22 protein-coding genes are annotated in these 20198 nt (G+C 73.1%); 12 read left to right on the forward strand and 10 right to left on the reverse strand.

The features are described from left to right. Positions 1 to 64: 64 nt before the first annotated feature. Positions 65 to 955: an NAD(P)-dependent oxidoreductase gene (locus ELQ39_RS01740; protein ID WP_242590737.1), complete on the reverse strand. Its 891-nt coding sequence runs from the start codon at positions 953 to 955 to the stop codon at positions 65 to 67. Between the two features lie 96 nt (positions 956 to 1051). Here ELQ39_RS01740 and ELQ39_RS01745 point away from each other — a divergent pair, with 96 nt between their 5' ends. After that, positions 1052 to 1393, forward strand: coding sequence for a winged helix-turn-helix transcriptional regulator (locus ELQ39_RS01745; protein WP_242590738.1), 342 nt, complete (start codon positions 1052 to 1054; stop codon positions 1391 to 1393). A gap of 46 nt (positions 1394 to 1439) precedes the next feature. On the opposite strand, the gene ELQ39_RS01750 is transcribed toward ELQ39_RS01745, so the two are convergent. Further along, positions 1440 to 3398, reverse strand: coding sequence for a glycoside hydrolase family 5 protein (locus ELQ39_RS01750; RefSeq protein WP_242590739.1), 1959 nt, complete (start codon positions 3396 to 3398; stop codon positions 1440 to 1442). A 261-nt stretch (positions 3399 to 3659) separates the two neighbouring features. Here ELQ39_RS01750 and ELQ39_RS01755 point away from each other — a divergent pair, with 261 nt between their 5' ends. From ELQ39_RS01755 to ELQ39_RS01770, 4 genes are all read left to right on the forward strand, one after another. Then, entirely contained in the window at positions 3660 to 4859 is a 1200-nt protein-coding gene (locus ELQ39_RS01755; protein WP_190002195.1) for a hypothetical protein, read from the forward strand. Between the two features lie 12 nt (positions 4860 to 4871). Beyond that, complete coding sequence (locus ELQ39_RS01760) at positions 4872 to 5462, forward strand: hemerythrin domain-containing protein (protein WP_225627738.1); 591 nt, start codon at positions 4872 to 4874, stop codon at positions 5460 to 5462. 80 nt (positions 5463 to 5542) lie between these two features. After that, positions 5543 to 6037 (forward strand): DUF2243 domain-containing protein, encoded by a 495-nt coding sequence (locus tag ELQ39_RS01765; RefSeq protein WP_242590740.1) that lies wholly within the window; start codon positions 5543 to 5545, stop codon positions 6035 to 6037. Next, positions 6034 to 6822, forward strand: a complete 789-nt coding sequence (locus ELQ39_RS01770; protein ID WP_242590741.1) for a cytochrome c oxidase assembly protein — start codon at positions 6034 to 6036, stop codon at positions 6820 to 6822. The genes ELQ39_RS01765 and ELQ39_RS01770 overlap by 4 nt, the downstream gene beginning before the upstream one ends. 9 nt (positions 6823 to 6831) lie before the next feature. Here ELQ39_RS01770 and ELQ39_RS01775 read toward each other — a convergent pair whose 3' ends face one another. Continuing rightward, positions 6832 to 8073, reverse strand: coding sequence for a PP2C family protein-serine/threonine phosphatase (locus ELQ39_RS01775; protein ID WP_242590742.1), 1242 nt, complete (start codon positions 8071 to 8073; stop codon positions 6832 to 6834). Between the two features lie 173 nt (positions 8074 to 8246). On the opposite strand from ELQ39_RS01775, the gene ELQ39_RS01780 reads away from it, so the two are divergent. Then, a complete protein-coding gene (locus ELQ39_RS01780; RefSeq protein WP_225627744.1) occupies positions 8247 to 8873 on the forward strand; it encodes a dihydrofolate reductase family protein in 627 nt (208 codons plus the stop codon). A gap of 19 nt (positions 8874 to 8892) precedes the next feature. On the opposite strand, the gene ELQ39_RS01785 is transcribed toward ELQ39_RS01780, so the two are convergent. Next, positions 8893 to 9135, reverse strand: a complete 243-nt coding sequence (locus tag ELQ39_RS01785) for a DUF6411 family protein (RefSeq protein WP_190002189.1) — start codon at positions 9133 to 9135, stop codon at positions 8893 to 8895. 234 nt (positions 9136 to 9369) lie between these two features. Between ELQ39_RS01785 and ELQ39_RS01790 the strand changes: the two genes are divergently transcribed. Both ELQ39_RS01790 and ELQ39_RS01795 read left to right on the forward strand, forming a co-directional pair. Further along, positions 9370 to 10506 (forward strand): hypothetical protein, encoded by a 1137-nt coding sequence (locus tag ELQ39_RS01790; protein ID WP_242590743.1) that lies wholly within the window; start codon positions 9370 to 9372, stop codon positions 10504 to 10506. 42 nt (positions 10507 to 10548) lie between these two features. Continuing rightward, positions 10549 to 11076, forward strand: coding sequence for a molybdenum cofactor biosysynthesis protein (locus ELQ39_RS01795; protein ID WP_242590744.1), 528 nt, complete (start codon positions 10549 to 10551; stop codon positions 11074 to 11076). On the opposite strand, the gene ELQ39_RS01800 is transcribed toward ELQ39_RS01795, so the two are convergent. Both ELQ39_RS01800 and ELQ39_RS01805 read right to left on the reverse strand, forming a co-directional pair. Further along, complete coding sequence (locus ELQ39_RS01800) at positions 11069 to 11602, reverse strand: hypothetical protein (RefSeq protein ID WP_242590745.1); 534 nt, start codon at positions 11600 to 11602, stop codon at positions 11069 to 11071. The two genes, ELQ39_RS01795 and ELQ39_RS01800, sit on opposite strands and share 8 nt — an antisense overlap. A gap of 192 nt (positions 11603 to 11794) precedes the next feature. Beyond that, positions 11795 to 13216, reverse strand: a complete 1422-nt coding sequence (locus ELQ39_RS01805; RefSeq protein WP_242590746.1) for an amino acid permease — start codon at positions 13214 to 13216, stop codon at positions 11795 to 11797. A gap of 257 nt (positions 13217 to 13473) precedes the next feature. Between ELQ39_RS01805 and ELQ39_RS01810 the strand changes: the two genes are divergently transcribed. The 3 genes from ELQ39_RS01810 (at position 13474) to ELQ39_RS01820 (ending at position 16327) form a co-directional block, all read left to right on the forward strand. Then, entirely contained in the window at positions 13474 to 14793 is a 1320-nt protein-coding gene (locus ELQ39_RS01810) for a DUF2254 domain-containing protein (protein ID WP_242590747.1), read from the forward strand. Between the two features lie 82 nt (positions 14794 to 14875). Continuing rightward, positions 14876 to 15793, forward strand: a complete 918-nt coding sequence (locus ELQ39_RS01815; RefSeq protein ID WP_242590748.1) for an NADP-dependent oxidoreductase — start codon at positions 14876 to 14878, stop codon at positions 15791 to 15793. Between the two features lie 57 nt (positions 15794 to 15850). Then, a complete protein-coding gene (locus tag ELQ39_RS01820) occupies positions 15851 to 16327 on the forward strand; it encodes a VOC family protein (RefSeq protein ID WP_242590749.1) in 477 nt (158 codons plus the stop codon). 103 nt (positions 16328 to 16430) lie between these two features. Here the strand turns inward: ELQ39_RS01820 and ELQ39_RS01825 are convergent, their stop codons facing one another. From ELQ39_RS01825 to ELQ39_RS01840, 4 genes are all read right to left on the reverse strand, one after another. After that, positions 16431 to 16706: a DUF6510 family protein gene (locus ELQ39_RS01825; protein WP_190002178.1), complete on the reverse strand. Its 276-nt coding sequence runs from the start codon at positions 16704 to 16706 to the stop codon at positions 16431 to 16433. 18 nt (positions 16707 to 16724) lie between these two features. Further along, positions 16725 to 17480: a ferredoxin reductase gene (locus ELQ39_RS01830; protein ID WP_225627752.1), complete on the reverse strand. Its 756-nt coding sequence runs from the start codon at positions 17478 to 17480 to the stop codon at positions 16725 to 16727. Further along, positions 17450 to 18049 carry a sulfite oxidase-like oxidoreductase gene (locus tag ELQ39_RS01835; RefSeq protein ID WP_242590750.1) on the reverse strand — a complete coding sequence of 200 codons (600 nt, stop codon included), beginning with the start codon at positions 18047 to 18049 and terminating at the stop codon, positions 17450 to 17452. The genes ELQ39_RS01830 and ELQ39_RS01835 overlap by 31 nt, the downstream gene beginning before the upstream one ends. A gap of 109 nt (positions 18050 to 18158) precedes the next feature. Beyond that, positions 18159 to 18818, reverse strand: coding sequence for a TetR/AcrR family transcriptional regulator (locus ELQ39_RS01840; protein ID WP_242590751.1), 660 nt, complete (start codon positions 18816 to 18818; stop codon positions 18159 to 18161). Positions 18819 to 18958: 140 nt separating this feature from the next. On the opposite strand from ELQ39_RS01840, the gene ELQ39_RS01845 reads away from it, so the two are divergent. After that, positions 18959 to 20083: a serine hydrolase domain-containing protein gene (locus tag ELQ39_RS01845; protein WP_242590752.1), complete on the forward strand. Its 1125-nt coding sequence runs from the start codon at positions 18959 to 18961 to the stop codon at positions 20081 to 20083. The last annotated feature ends 115 nt before the right edge of the window (positions 20084 to 20198 follow it).

The following is a 20198-nucleotide window of genomic DNA, read 5'->3' on the forward strand; positions in this document are numbered from 1 at the left end:
CCCGCCACCATGGCCGCGGCTGGCGTCCGGCCGGGGAGAACGGCCCAGGCCGGTCGGCGCGGGCTCACTCCGGCCGGCGCAGCAGCAGGTCGATCACGCCCGTCAGGTCCTCCTCGCCGCCGCCCTCGGCCAGGCGACGGCGCATCAGCGCGAAGAACGGGGCGAGCAGTTCCGGGCTGACGCCCTGTTCGTCCGCCGTGTCCAGGAAGGTAGGTGTGCCGGCCACCTGCATGGCGAGGGTGGAGGTGACCCCCTTCGTGTAGTCGCCGCCGCGGAGCTGTTCGGCGGTCCCGTGGACCGCCGGGGCCATCGCAGTGAGCCAGTCGGCCAGCAGCGGGGCGAACGCCGTGGGGTCGACGTCCTCGCGGCGGATCAGGGCGAAGGCGTGCGCCGCGCCGGCGAACATGCCGTACATGGCGCTGAGCAGAGCCACGTCGTGCAGGGCGGCATGGGCCGGGTTCTCGCCGACGTAGGTGGTGCCGGCGGGGACGGCCAGCGTGTCCCGGTGCTGCTCGAACAGGTCCCGTGCGCCGCTGTAGAGGACGTAGCCGCCGGCTTCGGGGACGCCGATCATCGGCGGGACGGCCATGATGCCGCCGTCGAGGTAGCGGGCGCCGCGCTCGGCGGCCCACGCGGCGCGGGCGCGAGCCTGGGCGGGAGTGCAGGTGGTGAGGTTGACGACGTCCTTGCCGGTCAGGTCGGCGCCGGCCAGCGTGTCCTCGACCGACGCGTCGTCCAGGAGGCACACGACGACCAAGGTGTTCGCGGCCACCGCCGCGGGAACGCTCTCCGCGGCCCGGGCGCCTTCGGCAGCGAGGGCATGGGCGCGGGACGGAGTGCGGTTCCAGACGGTGAGGGGGTGGCCGGCGGTCAGCCAGGCGCGGGCCAGCGCGGTGCCCATCGCGCCGAGGCCGAGCAGGGTGACGGGGGTTTTCTCCGTATCGGTGCGGGTCATGCCGTTTAGGCTGGCCGCGGATCCGGTGGTGATCAAGTACGCACTTGCGAGTGGGTGATTACCTCCGGGTGAGCACGCACGTCGGAGGGGTGGAGCATGACGACGGTGAACCGGCCGGGCGCGGCGGACGGACACGTCTGCGGGATCGACGCGGCGATGGAGGTGATCGGCGGCAAGTGGAAGGTGCTGATCCTGTGGGCGCTGCACGAGCACCCGCACCGCCGTTTCGGTGAGCTGCGGCGGCTGCTGCCGGGCGTCACCGAGAAGGTACTGGCGTCGCATCTGCGGGAGATGGAGGCGGACGGCATCGTCCGCCGCGTCTCCTACGACGAGGTGCCGCCCCGCGTGGAGTACTCGCTGACCGAGGACGGCAGACGGCTCAACGACGCGCTGGAGCCGCTGGCCGCCTGGGGGCGTGAGCGGTCCGCGGCCGGGTGAGGGAGTGGCCGCCCGGGTCGCGCCCTCACGGTCGGCCGAGGAGCGCTCAGGACAGCGGCCGGCAGTACAGGGCGTCCGGTGTGCGGCCGGAGCCGATACGCCCCGTCCAGGCGATGCCCGCCGCGTACTCGTCGTCCGCGCACTGGCCCTTGTAGTGACCTCGTGCGAAGTCGCCGCCCTTGGGTGACGTGCCGCGGTTGTCGCCGCGGTCGAACCAGACCGTGCGGCCGCCCGTGGCCGTGAGGGTGCCGGGTGCGGCCCTGCGGCACAGGGCGGACGAGACGGCGGCGCCGCGCACGCTGTAGCCGGCGAGGAAGTGGCCGTCGGCGCACTGGAGTTTGGTGTAGCCGGAAGCCCAGTCACGGCCGGGTGCGACGTGCCGTTCGTCCGTGACGACCTCGTGTCCGCCGCCCGGGTCGTCCGACGCGCCCGCGCGCACGTCGGTGCACAGGCCGCGGTTGCCCGTGTGGCTCAGTCCGGCCAGGCGGAGACCGTCGGGGCAGGCCGCCTTGCGGGCGCCCGGGTCCCAGTCGGGCAGCGCGCGCATCCGGCGTGAGGCGACGAAGTCGCCGTGGTCGGGGCTCAGCATCGCCCATCGGGTCACCGGCGGGACGTGACCGGTGCGGCCGGGGGCCTCCACCAGGCGCCGCCAGGCGTCCGACCGCCAGTCGTCGCCGTCGTGGACGGCCATCCGCCGGCCCGCGGCGTCCCAGTGGAGCAGGGCCCAGCCGTTGCCACGGCGGTTCTCGTGCCATCCGACGAGGGGCCAGTACGCGAAGTCGGCGTCGGCGCGGATCAGTTCGTCGACGAAATTCTCGAACCAGGCGCGCGGGGCCGCGCCGGTCTCCTCGCGTCCGCCGACGCCGAACTCGGAGATCCACACGGGGGCCGTCCAGTGGCGGTCTACGTCGCCGGCGACGTAGAACGCCTGGCGGTCGAGGACGTCGGCGAGTTCGGCGGGGGTGAGGTCCTGGTAGCGGGGGTCGCTGGTCTCGCCGATGCCCGTCGCGCCGGTGTGCCGGGGGCCTGTGTAGCCGTAGAAGTGGGCGGAGTGGACGAGTTTGCCGGAGTCTACGAGGGTGTGCGACAGGTCGCGTACGGGTTCGAGGGTGGGGCGTCCGTGCGGAAGGCCGTCGACCGGCAGGCCGGTCCAGTTGATGCCCTCGACGATGATCAGCAGATCGGGGTTCGCCTCGGTGAGGATGCGGTCGCCGGCCCTCTGGCTCGCGGCGAACCAGTCGTGCCGGTCACCGAGGCCCCAGTTGGGGTCGTCCCAGACGCTGCGGCGGACCTCGTTGTAGAGGTCGGCGCCCACGACGCGCGGGTTGTCGCGGTACCGGCGGGCCATGAACAGCCAGTCGTTCTCCCAGGCCCCGGCCGACTGGCTCGCGTTCCAGCGTTCGTTGCCGTCCACGCCGCAACACCAACGGGTCGTGTTGGTGTGGTTGTTGAGGATAACGGCGAGCCCGGCGTCGGTGAGGGCGCGCACCGCGGCGTCGTACACCTGCAGCGGTGTCTTCCCCTCCAGCCCGGGGTTGGCGGTGACGGCGTCGGTGGTGACCGGGCGGGTGTCGTGGATCATCTCGTTGGAGAAGGGCAGCCGGACGCTGTTGATCCCTATCTCCCGGAAGCTCGCGACGATCTCGGCCATCGGGGCGCGGTCGAGCCCGAGCGGGATGCGGTGGGCGTTCTCGCCCGCGTGGTGGTTGGCGTCGTCGTCCGCGCTGCCCTCGCCGTTCCACGTGCCGCTGGCGCCGTGCCAGTTGCCGGAGCGCAGTTTGAAACGGTCGCCGTTCGCGTCGACGATCCAGCGGCCCCGCGTGCTGAGCGGCGGGGTCCAGTCGGCGGGCGCCGCAGCGACCTCCTCGGTCGCGGTCGTACGGTCCGGCGGCCGGGCCGCCGCGGGGACGGGCACCGACAGGGCCGGCAGGAGAAGGGCGGACGCGATCTTCGGTACCCAGGAACCTCGCACGGCCGCTGCTCCCTCCACGAAGGCGTTCTTCATGATGCGGCCATGACAGACCGATGGTCCATACCTGAGGAGGGCCGCGCTCACCCGGGCCGGGACGGCGCCGTCATTGTCCATGCGGCCCCCGCTTCGGCCATCCGCATGCGGCATCCGGGGCACGTCCGCGCCCGACGGGCGTGTGGCGTGGCGGGGCCGTCCGGTCCCGCCCAGCATGAGGGGGTGCCCTACCGGACACGCGGACGCTCCGCCGGTGCAGGGGGGCGTCCGCGTGCCCGGCCCCCGACGAGGAGCGTGCCCATGACCTTCAATCCCCTCGAGCAGCGCGGCATCCCGCTGGACCGCCAGCTGCGCAACTGGCGCGAGCTGAACGTGGAGCCCATCGACCCGGACCGCTGCGACCCGTACACCCGCTGCCGGGTCATCACCATGAACGGGATCGAGGTGGAGGCGATCCTGTTCAGTCACCAGCTCGCCCGCAACACCGTCGACCCGGAGATCAAGCGTCAGCTGGCCCAGACCCGGTACATCGAGGCGCAGCAGCAGAAGGCGGTCAACTGGCTGCTGCCCGGCCTGTCCTCGGTGCTGGAGACGACCATCGCGTACGAGCAGGTGGCCGTGGACCTGACCGCCTGGGTGGCGCGGATGGAGCCCGACCCGTATCTGAAGCAGGCCTACCAGTTCGGTGTGCTGGAGGACTTCGACCATCTGTACCGGTACGCCAACCTGTACGAGATGATCGAGCACCGCAAGGCCGAGTCGATCGTCGACAACCTCACCGAGGTCATGCCGGGCCGGCCCACCCGGTACCACCACCGCGACCCGGTCGACAACGTCCGCGACCCGTACGCGAAGGACCAGGCCGACCCGCTGTCGAAGCTGCACGCGTTGACGATCATGTCGACGGAGCAGCAGACCATGAACTTCTACATGAACACGGGCCCCACCTACATGGAGCCGATCGCCCGTCAGCTCTACCAGGAGATCGGGCTGATCGAGGAGGAGCACGTCACGCACTACGAGTCCCTGGTGGACCCGGGTGAGACGTGGTGGGAGCAGCTCGTCAACCACGAGTACAACGAGTGCTACCTGTACTACTCCTTCATGGAGCAGGAGAGCGACCCCAAGGTCAAGGCCATCTGGGAGCTGCACCTGAACATGGAACTGGAGCACCTGCACGTCGCGTGCGACCTGATGCGCCGGCTCGACGGTCGCGAGCCCGCCGAGGTGCTGGCCCCCGCGCTGCCCAACGTGCTCACCTTCGAGCCGAACAAGGCCTATCTGCGCGAACTGCTCGACACGCAGATGGACCTGACCACGCTCGGAGCCGGGTACGTGCGCGAGGCGCACGAGCGGTTCGAGAAGATGCAGGAAACGATCCACGGCGGTGAGAACCCGCCGAGCGACCGGGTGATGCACATGCACGACGACATGTTCGGCCGTGAGTACCGCGTGCAGACCGAGGGCGAGCACCCCGACCCCGCGCAGCGCGAGAAGTAGGGAGGGGAGCGCATGTCCGACTTGCAGACCCCGCACGCCGGGGACGACCGTTCGCGGGACGACGACGTCGTCTCCCTGCTGATGCGCCAGCACGGCGACATCCGCAACCTGTTCGACGAGGTCGAGGCCACCAGCGGTGAGGAACGCCGGGACGCCTTCCGGAGGCTGGTGCGGCTGCTGGCCGTGCACGAGACCGCCGAGGAGGAGGTCGTCCACCCCTTCGTGCGGCGCTCGGTCGCGGGAGGCCAGGAGATCGTCGAGGACCGGCTCAAGGAGGAGCGGGAGGCCAAGGAGATGCTGGCCGTGCTCGACGACATGGACCCCGACGGCCCCGACTTCCTGCCGAAGCTGATCGAGTTGCGGCGTGACGTGCAGATGCACGCCCGGGCGGAGGAACGGTACGAGTTCATCCACATCCGGCGCAGCACCGACGTCACCGATCTCGCCGCGATGGCCAAGGCCATCAAGGCGGCCGAGGCGATGGCGCCCACCCGGCCCCACCCGGGTGTCGAGTCCGGCGCGAAGAACATGGCGCTGGGTCCGGTCGCCGCTCTCATGGACCGCACTAAGGACACCGTGCGCAAGGCGATGGGCGGAAGCTGAACCCTCCGCGGCGCCGGGCTGACCGGCGCCGCGCGGGGTAGACGGCGAGCGGCAGCCGATCGTTCGGAAGGACGCGCACCGTGAGCACCTCTGACCACCCACCGGCCGGCACGGCCGCCGCGCGACGCCCCGAGCCCCGACGATCGCTGCTGGTCTGCGCGGTCGTCGGGGCCGCCGTCATGGCCGCCGTGGACGAGATCGTGTTCCATCAGCTGCTGCACTGGCACCATTTCTACGACCGCTCCACGTCCGGTGTGGCCCTGCTTTCGGACGGGCTGCTGCACACGGCCGAACTGCTGGCGCTCGTCGCCGGGTTCTTCCTGTACGCGGATCTGCGGCGGCGCGACGCGCTGGCCGTCGGCCACGCGTGGAGCGGGGCCTTCCTGGGTGCGGGCGCCTTCCAGGTGTTCGACGGGATCGTGGACCACAAGGTGCTGCGCGTGCACCAGGTGAGGTACGGCGTCGACGTCACCCCGTATGACTGGGCGTGGAATCTGGCGGGGCTCGTGCTGTTGGCGGTCGGTGGCCTGCTGCTGGCGCGCGCCCGGCGGGCCGGACGGCGGCTGCCGTCGTGACCGCCGGTCCGGTGGCGGCTCCCCTCGCGCTCGCGTGTGTGCTCGCCGCCGTGGTGTACGTGGCGGGCGCCGCCCGGCTGAGACGCCGGGGTGACGCCTGGCCGTGGCGGCGGGACGCCGTCTTCGCCGTCGGCTGCGCGGCCGTGGTGTGGGGGCTGGCCGGTCCCGTGCCGGGCGGGCCGTTCACCGCGCACGCCGGCCGTCATCTGCTGGTGGCGATGGCGGGTCCCGCGCTGCTGGCGACGGCCCGTCCGCTCACGCTGGTCCTGCGGCTGCTGCCGCCGGGCGGGCCGCGCCGGGGGCTGCTGCGGGTGGCGCACTCTCCCGCAGCCGGGTGGCTGCTGTTCCCACCGGTCGCCGCGGCCGTCGACGTCGGCGGTCTGTGGCTGCTGTACCGCACGGGCCTGTGGGCGGCCGCGCACCGGAACCCGTTGCCGGGGGGTCTGCTGGAACTGCACATGCTGCTGGCCGGACTGCTGTTCGCGATGGCCGTCTGCCGGCTCGACCCGGTGCGCGGCCGGTGCGGTCTGCCGCTGCGTGCGGTGACGCTGCTGGCCGCGGGTGCGGCGCACGCCGTCCTGGCCAAGAGCCTGTACGTGGCAGGGCCGCCGGGGACCGCGTTCACGGCGGCCGATCTGCGGGCCGGGGCGCAGCTCATGTACTACGGCGGGGATGCCGTGGAGGTGTTCCTCGCGCTGGTCCTGGCCGTGCAGTGGTACGCGGCGACCGGGCGGCGCCGGGCACGGCAGGCGGCCCGGGAAGCCCTCCCCGCGGGGGTGCACTGACCCCGCGGTCTACAGGCGTACGACGATCAGCGCGATGTCGTCGCGGCCTCCGTCGGCCACGCCCATACGGGTGAGCAGGGTGTCGGCGAGGGGTTCCGGGTCGAGGTCGGCGTGGTGGGCGACCGCGTCGGTGAGGCGCAGCAGGCCCGCGTCGATGTCCTCGCCCCGGCGTTCGATCAGGCCGTCGGTGTAGAGCACCAGGGTGTCGCCCGGGGCGTAGGAGACGGTGGCCTGCGGACGCGGGGCCTGTTCGGTGAGGACGCCCAGCGGCGGGTCGGTGGCCTGGTCGAGCAGGACCGCCGGGCCGTCCCGCCGTCCCAGCACCGGCGGGGGGTGGCCCGCGCAGGTGTAGGTGACGGTGCGGGCGCGGGTGTCCACGACGGCCTTGGCGGCGGTGGTCGCCAGCGCGCCCTCGAAGGTCCGGGCGTACCGGCTGAGGAGGTCCATCGCCGCGCCGGGCTCGCGGATGGCGCGCACGGCGGCTGACAGGGCGCTGCGCAGCATGCCCATCACGGCGGCGGCCTCCAGGCCGTGGCCGACGACGTCGCCGACCGCGACGGTGAAGCTGTCGTCGTCCAGGTCCACCACGTCGTACCAGTCGCCGCACACGTTGAGGGAGCGGGTGGCCGGCATGTAGCGCACGGCGATGCCGCGGTGCGCGGCCAGGTCCGGGGCGTGCAGCATGACGTCCTGGAGGGCGAGCGCGGTACGGCGTTCCCAGTCGTGGGCGGCGCGGAGCTTGTCGTTGGTCTCCTGCAACTGCCGCGCCTTCGCGTACAGCTCGGCCTCCGTGACGGCCCGGGTGCGCACCCGGCCGGTCGGTGTGTCGTGCACCGGGCGGGACAGCAGGAACTCGGTCATGTCCTCGACACGGTGGACGATCCACTCGATCTCGCCGTCCGGGCCGAGGACGGGCGTGTTGACCGGCGACCACCAGCGTTCCTGGAAGGCGCCGGGGCGGCCGGGCACCGGGAGGTCGTACCGCTGCACGGCGAGCGTGTCCGGTTCCTTGGTCCGCAGGACGCGCAGGAGTGAGGCGCTCAGGCTGCGGATGCCGTCGGCCGCCGGGTCCTCGGGGTTGTCCGGGTAGATGTCGAAGAGGTAGCGGCCGATCAGCTCCTCACGGGCGCGGCCGGTCACTCTCAGGTACATCTCGTTGACGTCGACGACGGTGAGGTCGGCGTCCAGCACCAGGTACGGGCTGGGCAGGACCGAGAAAAGGGCCCGGTGGTCGACCCGCGGTGTGCTCATGTGCGGTCTCCCGTCCGGTGTCGGCGCGTCACCGTCAGTATGCGCCGCGAAGCCCGGGTCCGTCGGGTCGCCCGGCTTCGGAGCGACACGCCGATGAGTCCGGCGGGCCGGCGGAGTCCCACCCGCAGGAGGCGGCGCACCGGGCGCCGTGCCGGCCGACGGGAGCGGACACCATGAAGCTGACCACCGTCACCAACGTCTCCGTCGACGGCGTCATGCAGGGCCTCGGCCTGGCGGACGAGGACCGCCGGGGCGGTTTCGAGCGCGGCGGCTGGGCCCTGCCGCTCGTGGACGAGGAGACCATGACCCGTCTCGGCGGGGTGTACGGGCGGGCCGACGCGTTCCTGTTCGGGCGCAGGACCTACGAGATCTTCGCCGCCTCCTGGGGCGCCATGGCCGATCCGGAGGACAATCCGGTCGCGGCGCCGCTGCACGCGCGGCCGAAGTACGTCGTGTCGAAGACGCTCACCGACCCGGGCTGGGCGCACACGACCGTGCTGGCCGGTGACCCCGCCGCCGCCGTGCGGGAACTCAAGGAGCGGATGCCCGGTGAGCTCCAGGTGCACGGCAGCGGACAGCTGGTGCGATGGCTGGCCGCCGAGGGCCTGATCGACGAGATGCTGCTCCTGACGTATCCGGTGATCGTGGGTCAGGGCACGCGGCTGTTCCCCGCGGACGGCCCGGACAGCGCGCTGGAGCTGGTGGACTCGTGGGCCACGCCGGGCGGGGTGACGTGCCACGCCTACCGGCCCGCGGGCCGGCCGCGGTACGCCACGGCGGTACCGCCCCGTACGTCGTGACCCCTCCTGTCACGCGGGCTCAGAACGGCATCTTGCCGCGCGCGCGGCGGCCGGCGGAGCCGCTGCGGCCGACGGCGCGAGAGCTGGAGTTGAAAGGCTTGCTGAGAAGCCGGCCCAGCGGCCCCGGCGCCTTGGAGCCGGCGCGCGAGCCGAATCCCAGGGTGCGTTGCGTCCCGTTCTGCGGGTGCCGCGACAGGCGTGGGACGAAGAAGGCCAGCACGGCGATGACCACGCAGACGGCGATGATGCCGACGACCATCATGAAGTCCTCCAGGGTGATGCGACGGGGCGGTGAGCCACGGACCGGGCGGTCCGTGCGACCTCTCGTTCCCGCTCCCGGCGCGAACACGCTTCCCCATCCCCACTTGCTGCCGGGCCCTCGCCTCAGGCTTCGCAGCGGCACCGTGACCCGCATGTGATCACCGGCGCGTAACGTCCTCCGGGCCACGGCCGGTCGTGGCACAGGGGACGAGAACGGGACACAGGGGGGCGGGACATGGAGTACCGGCACGCGGCGGTACCGGCCGTGGCGGGCGGCCTGATGCTGACGCTGCTGCTGTGGTGGGCGGGGGCGAGCGCCGACGCGCTGGACCTGGACGGCGCCACCGGCGCGCTGGGCATCGAGACGGTGAACGCGCTGCGGTCCTGGCTGAACCCGTGGGCGTACGACCCGCAGCCCGGCGCATCCGTGGCGGTGACGGCCGACGGCGCCAGTTACCTCGCCCTGCACGACACGGCGATGCAGATCCGATTCGTCGCCGTGTTCCTGGTCCACGCGGCCGGGTCCCTGCTGCTGGTCCGGCGGCTGCCGGCGGAGCGCGGCCGGGTCTGGCAGGCGGTTCTGGCGCTGTGGGCGTGGGGAGTGGTCGCGGGGACCCTCGCGGTGACCGTGTCGGCTCCGTGGATGATCGCGTCCGGTGGGCGCGGGAGTTACCGGTTCCTGCCGCAGCTCGCCGCGCTGGCCTCGACCGGGCGGACGGTGCTGGTGCCGCTGGCGCTCGCCGCGGCGGTGTGGACGGTGTTCGTGACCCGGCTGGCGCTCAAGAACGCCGACCCGCTGCCGCGCGGGGACGTCCCGGCGCGGACCGCCGTCGTGGCCGCGACCATCGGCACCGCGGTGGTCGCCGTGTCCGTGGTGGTGCTGTCGTACCAGGCGAACGCGGCGCGCATCCAGACCGTGTTCACGGGCGGCGGGTTCCTTTCCGAACCGGGTGACCTGCTGCGGCAGTGGCTGCTGCTCGGCGCCTGGTCGGGTCCGTCGGGGGTCGGACTGTGGGACTGGCTGCTGGTGCGGTTCGGTGATGTGCTGCTGTTGGCGGTGGTGTGGTGTGCGCTGCGGTGGCTGCCGGGGATGCTCACCCGGGTCTCGGTCCCGGCGATGGCCGCGTGCACGGTGTGCGCCGTTGTCCTGGGGCTGCTGGTGCGGCACCTGTGGCGTGTGACGGTGGTCGACGACGGGACGACGTCCTGGCATCTGCTCCAGGCCGCGTCCGGGCTCGGTGAGGGGACGAGCGCGGCGGTGCCGTGGGGCACGCTGGCGGGTGTCACCGCCACGGTGGTGCTGCGGGTCACGGGGCGGGGAGCGGAGGCGCCCGCGCCGCCGGCGGCGGACGGGGCCGGTTCCGGCGGGTAGGGTCGGTGCCGGTCGTGTCCTCCGGAGCCGACGAGGTGGCGCATGGTCGACGTCGAGGTGGTGCAGCTTCTGGTGTCGCCCGCGCACCGGCTGGCCGGGCGGCCCTCGGAGGGGCCCGCGCCCGGTCCGGGCGACGAGCGCGTCCGGCGCGCGGAGGTGCGGGCGGGCCTGGGGCTGGTGGGCGACCGCTACTTCGCGCAGGCCGCGCACCGGGACGCCTCCGTGACGATGATCTCCGCGGAGAACCTCCCCACGGACATCGATCCCGCCGTCGACCTGCGCCAGACCCGCCGCAACGTGCTGCTGCGGGGTGTCGACGTCGACGCGCTGGTGGGCGCGACGGTGAGTCTGGACTGCGGGCAGGGTCCGGTGCGGTTCTCGCTGAACCGTCCGGCGCGGCCCTGCGCCTGGATGAACGTCACCGTCGGCCCGGGCGCGCAGAAGGCGCTCCGGGACAAGGGCGGGGTGCGGTGCACGCCGCTCGACGACGGCGTCCTCCTCGTCGGGCCGGCCCGGTTCGAGGTGCTGTCGGAGCCGGCCCCTCGGCGAGGGGCGCGGGGTGCTACTTGATCACGGCGTTCGCGCCGATGATCACCAGGCCGATCAGCATGTCCCCCGCCCCGGCCCGCAGCGAGGCGGGCCAGGTACGGCCGGCGCGGCGCGCGGTCCACATGCCCCATCCGGCGAGGATCAGGGTGTTGACCACCAGCGCCACCTCGACGGCACTGGCCTCCGTCCACCAGTCGGGCACCGCGAGGAGCAGCAGGACGACCGTGGGGACCGCCGCGGCGACGACCGGCCACTCGGCGATCATGGCGCGCAGGCCGGCCACCAGTCCGCCGGGCTCGGCGGACATCCGGTGGGAGAGCACGTGCGCGTAGCCGTGCGCGGCCGCGGCGGCGACGGCGGTGAGCAGCACCCACAGGGCGTCGGAGCCGGGGCTGGTCTGCTCGTCCGGTGAGTCGAGGGCGGCCGCCAGGGCGCTGGCCAGGACCAGTCCGTAGACGCCGCTGAGCAGGCGGGGTTCCGGGAGGCGCCGCTCGGCGGCGCGTGGGGCGTCCGGCTCGGGCCACGGGTGGGCGGCTGGTTCGTGCATCGCGGGCGGCCTCCGGCGGGAGGAGCGGGACAGGGCGGCACGGCAGCACGTGAGGCGGCCGGAAGACCGGCCGCCCCACGTGCGCCGTGTTCTGGATCAACTGCCGGGCCGCCCGGAGGCAACGCCCTGCGCCGGAAGCTGCCCCATTTGCCCGAGCCCGCTACGAGGACCCGCGGCCGCCGCCGGGGGCGGTCACCGGCCGGCGGTGCGGGTCGCCGCCCGCTGCCGGCGGGCCGCCATGACGGCGTACACCAGCACGCCGCCGAAGAGGAACAGCACGCCCTGGTAGACGGCCTGGTATCCGGCGCCGGCGACCAGCCACAGCGAGAACGCGGCGGCGACCGAGGCGACGACCAGGTCGCGGACCAGGCGCCCGCGGTCGACGCGGTCCCGCTGCCCGGAGACGAGGTGGTAGAGCTGCGCGGCCGTCGCGAGCAGGTACGGGACGGTCGCGGTGAAGGTGGTGACCAGGACCAGCGTCTCGAACACCCGGGCCGTGCCGACGGCGTAGTTGTACACCGTGAGCAGCGAGGCGAGGAGCACGGTGACGCCGACGCCCACCGTCGGCACGCCACGCCGCTTGCGGGCCAGGGGCGCGGGGAACAGCCCGTCCTTGGCGGCGGCGTAGGAGGTCTGAGCGCTGAGAAGCGTCCAGCCGTTGAGGCAGCCGGTCATGGACACCAGCGCGGCGAGCGCCACGGCCCAGCCGCCCCACGTGCCGCCGAACATGCCGTCGACGGCGTCCGAGAAGGGCGCGCCGGACTCGACGAGCCGCTCGTGGGCGACCGTGCCGAAGACGGCGAGGGTGCCCAGCAGGTAGACGACCGCCGCCCCGGCGGTGCCGATGACGGTGGCGCGTCCGACGGTGCGCCGGGGGTCGCGCACCTCGCCGGCGCTGACGGCGGCGGACTCCACGCCGAGGTAGGAGAAGAGCAGGATGGCGGCCGCGGCGGAGACCGCGCCCATCGCGCTGTCCCCGCTCGCCCGGAAGGGCCCGAGGTTGTCGGCGTCGAAGAACAAGAGTCCGCCGACGGCGACGAGCAGCAGCGGCACCAGCTTGAGCACCGTGGACAGGACCTGCACGGCGCCGACGTAGCGGGTGCCCGCGTAGTTGGCGAGGGCGGGCAGCCACTGGATGACGAGGGCCGCGAGGCAGGCGGTCCAGCGGTGCTGGCCGACGGGGATCAGCACGTCGAGGTAGCCGACGGCGGCCACGGCGAGGGCCGCGTTGGACACCCAGGTGGTGATCCAGTACGCCCAGGCGGCGAGGAAGCCGGCGAAGTCGCCGAAGGCCTCACGGGCGTACACGTACGGGCCGCCGGTGCGCGGGTCGCGTTCGGCGAGGCGGCCGAAGACCAGGGCCAGGGCGATCGCGCCGACCGTCAGCACGCCGAAGGCGACGAGGCTGATCGTGCCGTACGGGGCGATGGACGCCGGGAGCAGGAAGATGCCGCCGCCGATGATGTTGCCCATGACCAGCGCGGTGGCGACGGGCAGTCCGAAGCGGCGGGCGCGCCGTTCCGTCCCCTCCGGGGCGCCGTCGGGGTGGGCGGGGCCGCCGGGGGTGTCCTGCGGGGCCGGAGCCGGCGGGGGGACGGTTCCGGTGACGTGCATGGGGTGGTGCGCCTCTCGTCGAACGTATGCCCGGGATCGCCGGGCCGGAGCCATGGTCGGGGATAACGACGGATCGCTCCAAATCGGGCGTAATCATCCTGCCGTGGACCGGCCGCCACAGGAAAAGATGCACTGTGAAGGCATTCGGACGGGGAATTGTCCGGCGCCCGCCCGTGCCCCCGGCGGCCTCTGCGGCGGGCGTGCTCCGGCGGTAGCGTGAGGGACGAGCCCGTTCCCGGGCACTGCGGAGGCGGCCCATGCCGACCTGGTCCTTCCGGTTCCAGCTGGGGCAGTACGTCAGGACCAGCCTGTGGATCCTGCCGGTGCTCGGCCTGGCCGCCGGGGCCCTGCTCGGCGAGGCGGCGCTCGCCCTGGACGCCGTGGCGGGCATCCCGACCGGCTGGCGGTACACGGCCACCACGGCGACGGGCGTGCTGACCGCCATCGTGGGCGCCATGGTCGCCCTGCTGGGGTTCGTCGTCACGATCGGGGTGCTGGTCGTCCAGCAGGCCACCGCCACGCTGTCCCCTCGCTACATGCGGCTGTGGTATCGCAACCCGCTGCAGAAGACCGTGCTGTCCCTGTTCGCCGGCACCTTCGCCTTCGCGTTCACGCTGCTGCGCCGGATCGGCCCGGGCACGGTGCCCGACCTCGGTGTCACCCTGGCGGGTCTCGCGGTCGCGGTCAGCCTGGTGATGCTGCTGGTCTACCTCAACCGGTTCGTGCACGACGTGCGTCCGGTGGCGATCGCCGACCGGGTCTGCCGCACCGGCCTGCGCGTCCTCGGCGTGTCCCTGGAGGCGCAGGGCCGCTGCGTCGTCCTCGACGAGCCGGACGACGGTCCCCGCCGTGACGCGCCGGCGCGGGTGGTGCGCACGGAGCAGGGCGGGGCGGTGCAGGGGCTGGACGTGGCCGGGCTGGTCCGGGCCGCCTCGCGGTACGACTGCGTGCTGGTGGTGGCGCACCGGGTCGGGGACTTCGTGCCGCCGGGGTCGGTGCTGCTGGAGGTCCACGGCACTCCCCGCTCCCCTGTCGAGCCGCGCCGGCTGGCGGGGCTCGTGGCGCTGGGCGCCGAACGGACCGTCGAGCAGGATCCCGCCTTCGCGCTGCGGGTGCTGGCCGACATCGCCGCGCGGGCACTGTCCTCGGCGGTGAACGACCCCACGACCGCCGTGCAGGTCCTCAACCACATCGAGACGTTCCTGCACGGGGTCGGCCGGTCGGAGCTGCGGGGCCGGCACGTGCTCGCCGACCTGGCCGGGCGGCCGCGCGTGGTGGTGCCGGGGCGCGGCTGGGAGGAGTACCTCGAGCTGGGCGTCACCGAGGTCCGCGAGTACGGCGTCGGCTCGCTCCAGGTGTGCCGGCGGCTGCGTGCCCTGCTCGACGGACTGCTGGCCGGGGTGCCGGAGGCGCGGCGGCCCGCGGTGCGCCGGCAGCTCGCACTGCTGGACGACGCCGTGGAGCGGGAGTATCCCGAGGGGTTCCGCCGTACACTCGCCCGCACAGGGGACCGGCAGGGCATCGGGGGCGGCGGCTCCTCCCCCGCCGGTCCGGCCCGCCGCGACGGCGAGACATGACGCACGGCCGCTCCGTTCGACCTGAGGACGTCACGGGGTCATGCTGGAAGGACGTCTTCGCCACATGACTCAGGGGGCCTCGATGAGAGCGGTACGAGCTCACGACCGCGACGCTCCTGTGGACGACCTGGTCGTCGAGGAAGCCCCGTACCCCTACGCGGGTGAGGGCGATGTCGTCGTGAAGGTACGGGCGGCCTGCTTCACGCCCGGTGAACTCACCTGGCCCGGCTCGTGGGTCGACCGGGCCGGCAGGCCCCGCTCCCCCGTCGTACCGGGACACGAGGTGTCGGGAGAGGTCGCCGAGGTGGCGGTCGGCACCACCGGGCTGTCCGTCGGACAGCGGGTGACCGGCCTCACCGACTGGAACCGCGACGGCACCCTCGCCGAGTACGTGGCGGTGGAGGCGCGCAATCTCACGCCGCTGCCCGCGGACGTCGACCCCGTGCGGGCGGCGGCCCTGCCGATGCCCGGACTCACCGCCTGGCAGGGGCTTTTCACACACGGCCGGCTCGAGACCGGGCAGAGCGTCCTCGTGCACGGAGCGGGAGGGGGGGTGGGAATGGCAGCCACGCAGCTCGCCCGTGACGCCGGAGCGCGTGTCCTCGGTACGGGCCGCGCGAGGAGCAGGGACCTGGTGCTGGAACTGGGCGCGGAGGAGTTCGTCGACCTGGAACAACCGGCGTGGGAGGAAGCCGTAGGCCTCGTGGACCTCGTGTTCGACGCCGTCGGAGGGACGGTGCTCGACCGCTCGGCCGCCGTCCTCAGAGCGGGAGGCACCCTCATCAGCATCTCCCGCCCGCCGACCGTGCGGCCCGAGGACGGCCGGGCGATGTACTTCATCGTCGAGCCCGACCGGCATCACCTCGCGCAGGTCGTCGACCGTCACCGGCAGGGCCGGCTGAGGCCCCTGGTGGGGAGCGTCCGTCCGCTCGCCGAAGCGCCGGACGCGTTCCGCACCAAGTCCGGCACGGCCGGGAAGACCGTCATCGCGGTGGCGTGACGCCGGTGTGCCCGTCGGGGGCGGGGGGTTCCGCCACGACGGAAAGCAGTCACTCTCATGGATCTCAAGCTCGAACTCATCGTGCTGCCCGTGTCGGACGTCGACCGGGCCAAGGCCTTCTACGAGGCCATGGGCTTCCGGCTGGACCTCGACAAGGCGGCCGGCGAGGACTGGAGGGCCGTGCACCTCACTCCCCCCGGTTCGGAGTGCTCCATCATCTTCGGCAAGGGCATCACGTCCGTGCCGCCGGGCTCCGCGCAGGGCATGTACCTCGTCGTCCCCGACATCGAGAAGAGCCGCGCGGAACTCGTCGACCGCGGCATCGAGGTGAGTGAGGTCTTCCACGACGCGGGCGCCGTCTTCTACCACGGCCACGGCGGCGGGGACTTCACCCACGACCCGGCCAAGGGGCAGGGAAGGCAACCGGGTCTCCACCCGGACCGGATGTCCTACGGCTCCTACGCCACCTTCAGCGACCCGGACGGCAACGGCTGGGTGCTGCAGGAGGTGCAGCAGCGGCTGCCCGGCCGCTGACGGGGTGTGACTCCGAGCGGTGCCGACTCCGGGCGGCCGCCGTCCCGTCGACCGGGACGGCGGCCGTCACCCGAGATCCTCCCGCACCCCGAGCCTCTCCCGTTCACCCGGCTGCCGCCGGAAGGCGCAGGTAGTCCAGGCCGCTCGCGTCGAGCCAGAGGTGGTTCGGGGAGCGGACCATGCGCAGCAGCACGTCCTCGCAGCCGGGGCAGCGCAGCACCGTCCCCGGCCCGCCGAGGTAGGCGTGCGCCTCGGCCAGCCGCATCCGCAGGCCGCAGCCCTGGCACTGTCCGGCGGCCGTGGTCATGTCGGCGCCGAACAGCGACTCGAGGTCGCCGGCGGCGGCGTTGCCGTCGAGGAAGCCGGGTTCGGTGGTCATGGATCGGGGTCCCTTCGCTCACCCGCCGGGGCCGAAGCGCTCGGTCCGTATGCGGCGGGGGTCGTGGCCGAGCGCCACGAGGAGGCCGGCCGCCGTCTCCACGAATCCGGTGGATCCGCAGACGTAGCAGGCCGGTTCGAAGTCCGGCGGCCACCCTCCGGCTGACAGGTCGTTCGCGGTGATGCGCCCGGGCGGCCGGGGCCAGCCCTCCGGTGCGGAGCGGCTGTAGAGGAAGGTCTTGTCCAGCCCCGGGTCCGCGGTCCGCAAGTCCGGGACGAACAACTGCGATCGCGGAGCGCGAAGGCTGTACACCAGCCGGAAGGGGACGCGGTTGCCGAGGGCCCGCCGGGTGCGGATCATCGCCATCAGCGGCACGAGTCCGGAACCGCCGGCGACGAGCAGCACCGGATCCTTCTGCTCGTCGGGCCGCCACACGAACCAGCCGCCGACCGGCCCGCGCAGTTCGATCACGTCCCCCACCTCGAGGACGTCCACCAGGTACGGGGAGACCTCGCCGTCGTCGATCCGCTCGACGGTCAGCTCGACGCGTTCCCCGTCGGACGCGTTGGCGATCGAGTAGCTGCGCTGCGTGCTGTAGCCGTCCTCCGCGGTGAGCCGTACGTCGACGTGCTGTCCGGGCAGATGGCCCGGCCAGCCGGGGACGTCGAACACGAGGGTGCGGGCGGTGTCCGACTCGTCGTGCCGGCCGGTGAGCCGGGCCTCGAGCCAGCGCAGCCGCGCGCCTAGTCGCCCTGGTACCGCTGCTCGCGCCATGGGTCACCGTAGTTGTGGTAGCCGACGGTCTCCCAGAAGCCCTGTTCCTCCTCGTCGAGCAGCTGGATGCCGCTCACCCACTTCGCGGACTTCCAGAAGTACAGGTGCGGGATCAGGAGGCGGGCGGGGCCGCCGTGTTCCGCGGGGAGTTCCTCGTCGTCGAAGCGGTAGGCGACCCACGCCTTGCCGTCGAGGAGGTCCTCGACGGGCAGGTTGGTGGTGTAGTCGCCGTAGGAGCGGACCAGGGCGTACTCGGCGCCGGACTCGACGTCCGCGAGGAGGACGTCGAGGGAGACGCCCTGCCATCGGGTGCCGAACTTCGACCACTTGGTCACGCAGTGGATGTCGACGGTGGGCGTCTCCGAGGGCAGGGCCATCAGCTCCTGCCAGTTCCACCGGTACCGGACGCCGGTCTCGGTGCGGACGGTGAACTCCCAGTCGTCGAGGCTCACCACGGGTGTGGGGCCCGCGGACAGTACGGGGAAGCCGGTGGTCTCGTACTGCCCCGGCGGCAGCTCGTGCCCCTTGTCCCGTGCCCGGCCGTGGAACCCGCGTGAAATGACGGCCATGTCGCATCCCCACTCTCGGAAGAGGGCAGTCCCCATTGTTCAGGAGTGGCCGCGGCCCGGCATCTCGGCGGAGAGGCCGCCGGTTCTCGGAGGGGTTGGCCCCGAGGGGTCAGCCGCGTGCGGCCGCCGCCTCGATGTGGTCGAGGTGGGCGGCGACGATGTCCTCGAAGGCGGAGCGGCGCTCCGCGCTCAGGGGGTGGACCTCGCGGGCGAAGTGCGCCAGGGCCGGGAAGCGCCCCGGGTCGGCGCCGAGGACCGCGACGCGGAACAGCTCGAGGCCCTGCTCCCGCTCCTCCGGGGTGACGGTGCCGATGCCGGCGTCGGAGGAGATCAGCGCGACGAGGAGCACCGCGAGGCGGTGGTAGTGCGCGGGGACCTCCTCGTCGGGCAGACCCGCCGCGCGCAGGGCCTGGAGCACCTCCTCCATGATCAGGCGGGATCCGGCGCCGCTCGAGGCGTAGCGGCCCCACACCGCGGCGAGCTGCGGCTGCCGCGCGAAGGCCTCCCTGATGCACAGCGCGAGGGTGGTGAGGCGGTCGCGCCAGCCGCCCTCGGGGCGGTAGCCCTCCATGGCGGTGAGCAGGGTGCGGTCGGCGACGGCGCGGAGCAGTTCGGTCTTGCTGCGGAAGTGCCGGTAGAGGCTGGAGGAGTCGGTGCCGAGCACCGCGGCCAGCTTGCGCACGCTGAACGCGTCGGCGTCGTCGGTGCGCAGCAGCTCGGCCGCCGCGTCCAGGATCTCCTCGGTCGACCAGCGCCTTCGGCCTGCCATCGCTTCCCTTCCGCCGTGCTCGTCCGGACTTCAGCCTAGCCTATGCACTTGGTGTTGCACGCACCGCGTGCATAATGAGGACGTGAGGGCCGGGTGATGCCCAGCGGGGGCGCTCGGCGGAACACCGAAGGAGGCACGTCATGGGAAACCGGCTGGATCCGGCGGCGCTGGACGCCGCCCTGCAGGCAGTCCACCGCGCGGGAATACCGGGAGTGTTCGCCGAGGTGCGGGACGGCGACCGGGTGTGGCGGGGCGCCGCCGGGGTCGCCGACACGGAGACGGGCCGTCCCGTCGACGCCGGTCTGCGGCACCGGGTCGGCAGCGTCACCAAGACCTTCACCGCGGCCGCGGTGCTGCGGCAGGTGGAGGCGGGTACGGTCGGCCTCGACGCACCGGTGTCGCGGTACCTGCCCGGTCTCGTCCCGGGAGGGCGCGGCGACGCGATCACGGTGCGGATGCTGCTCAACCACACCAGCGGACTCGCCGAGTACCTGCCCTACGCCTATCCGTCGCTGAAGGCGTTCCCCGCGCTCGCGGAGACGGGGCCGGAGAGTCTGGAGGAGCAGCGGTTCACGCGGTTCGACCCCGTCGAGCTGATCGGCATGGGGGTGGCCGCTCCCCCGGTCGGCGTGCCGGGCGGCACTCCGGGGGTGTACTCCAACACCAACTACCTGTTGCTGGGGCAGCTCTTGGAGAAGGTGACAGGGCTGCCGGCCAAACGGTGCATCGCCCGTGACGTCATCGGGCCCGCGGGGTTGCGGGAGACCGAACTCGCCGTCGGGGCGCACATCGAGGGGCCGCACTCGCGGCTCTACGAAGCGTGGTTCGGCATGATCGACCCACCGCGCGACCACAGCGTCCACGACATGTCGTGGGTGGGCCCCTCGGCGTCGCTCATCTCGACGGTCGCGGACCTCAACCGTTTCTACGGGCTGCTGCTCGCCGGGGAGATCGTCGCGCCGTCCACGCTGGCCGAGATGCGGCGCACCGTGCCGGTGATCTCCCACGAGGGGAGGACGATCGACTACGGCCTCGGTCTGCACCCGCTGGAGACCTCGGGCCCGGGGCAGGACTCCTACTGGGGACACGGCGGCTCGGTGTGGGGTGGCGGGACGCTGGCGATGGCCCGCGCCGACGGCGGCCGGCAGTGGTGCGTCGCCGTCAACCTGCAGCGGTGGAACGAGCTCGACGCGTCCGGCCGTCCGAAGCCGCACGCCGTCGACGCGGCGCTGGCGGCCCTCCACCGCCTCGCGGCGAGCGGCTGACCGCGCCGCGGCCCTGCCCACGGTCCGTCAACTCCCGCCCGGCGGCGGACGGCCGGTCCTCACGCGCTGCTGACACCCGCGTCGCCTACCCTCGGTGCAGGAGGCACCGACACGC

The sequence above is a fragment of the Streptomyces sp. GB4-14 genome (assembly GCF_022696125.1).
Lineage (GTDB): Bacteria > Actinomycetota > Actinomycetes > Streptomycetales > Streptomycetaceae > Streptomyces > Streptomyces werraensis.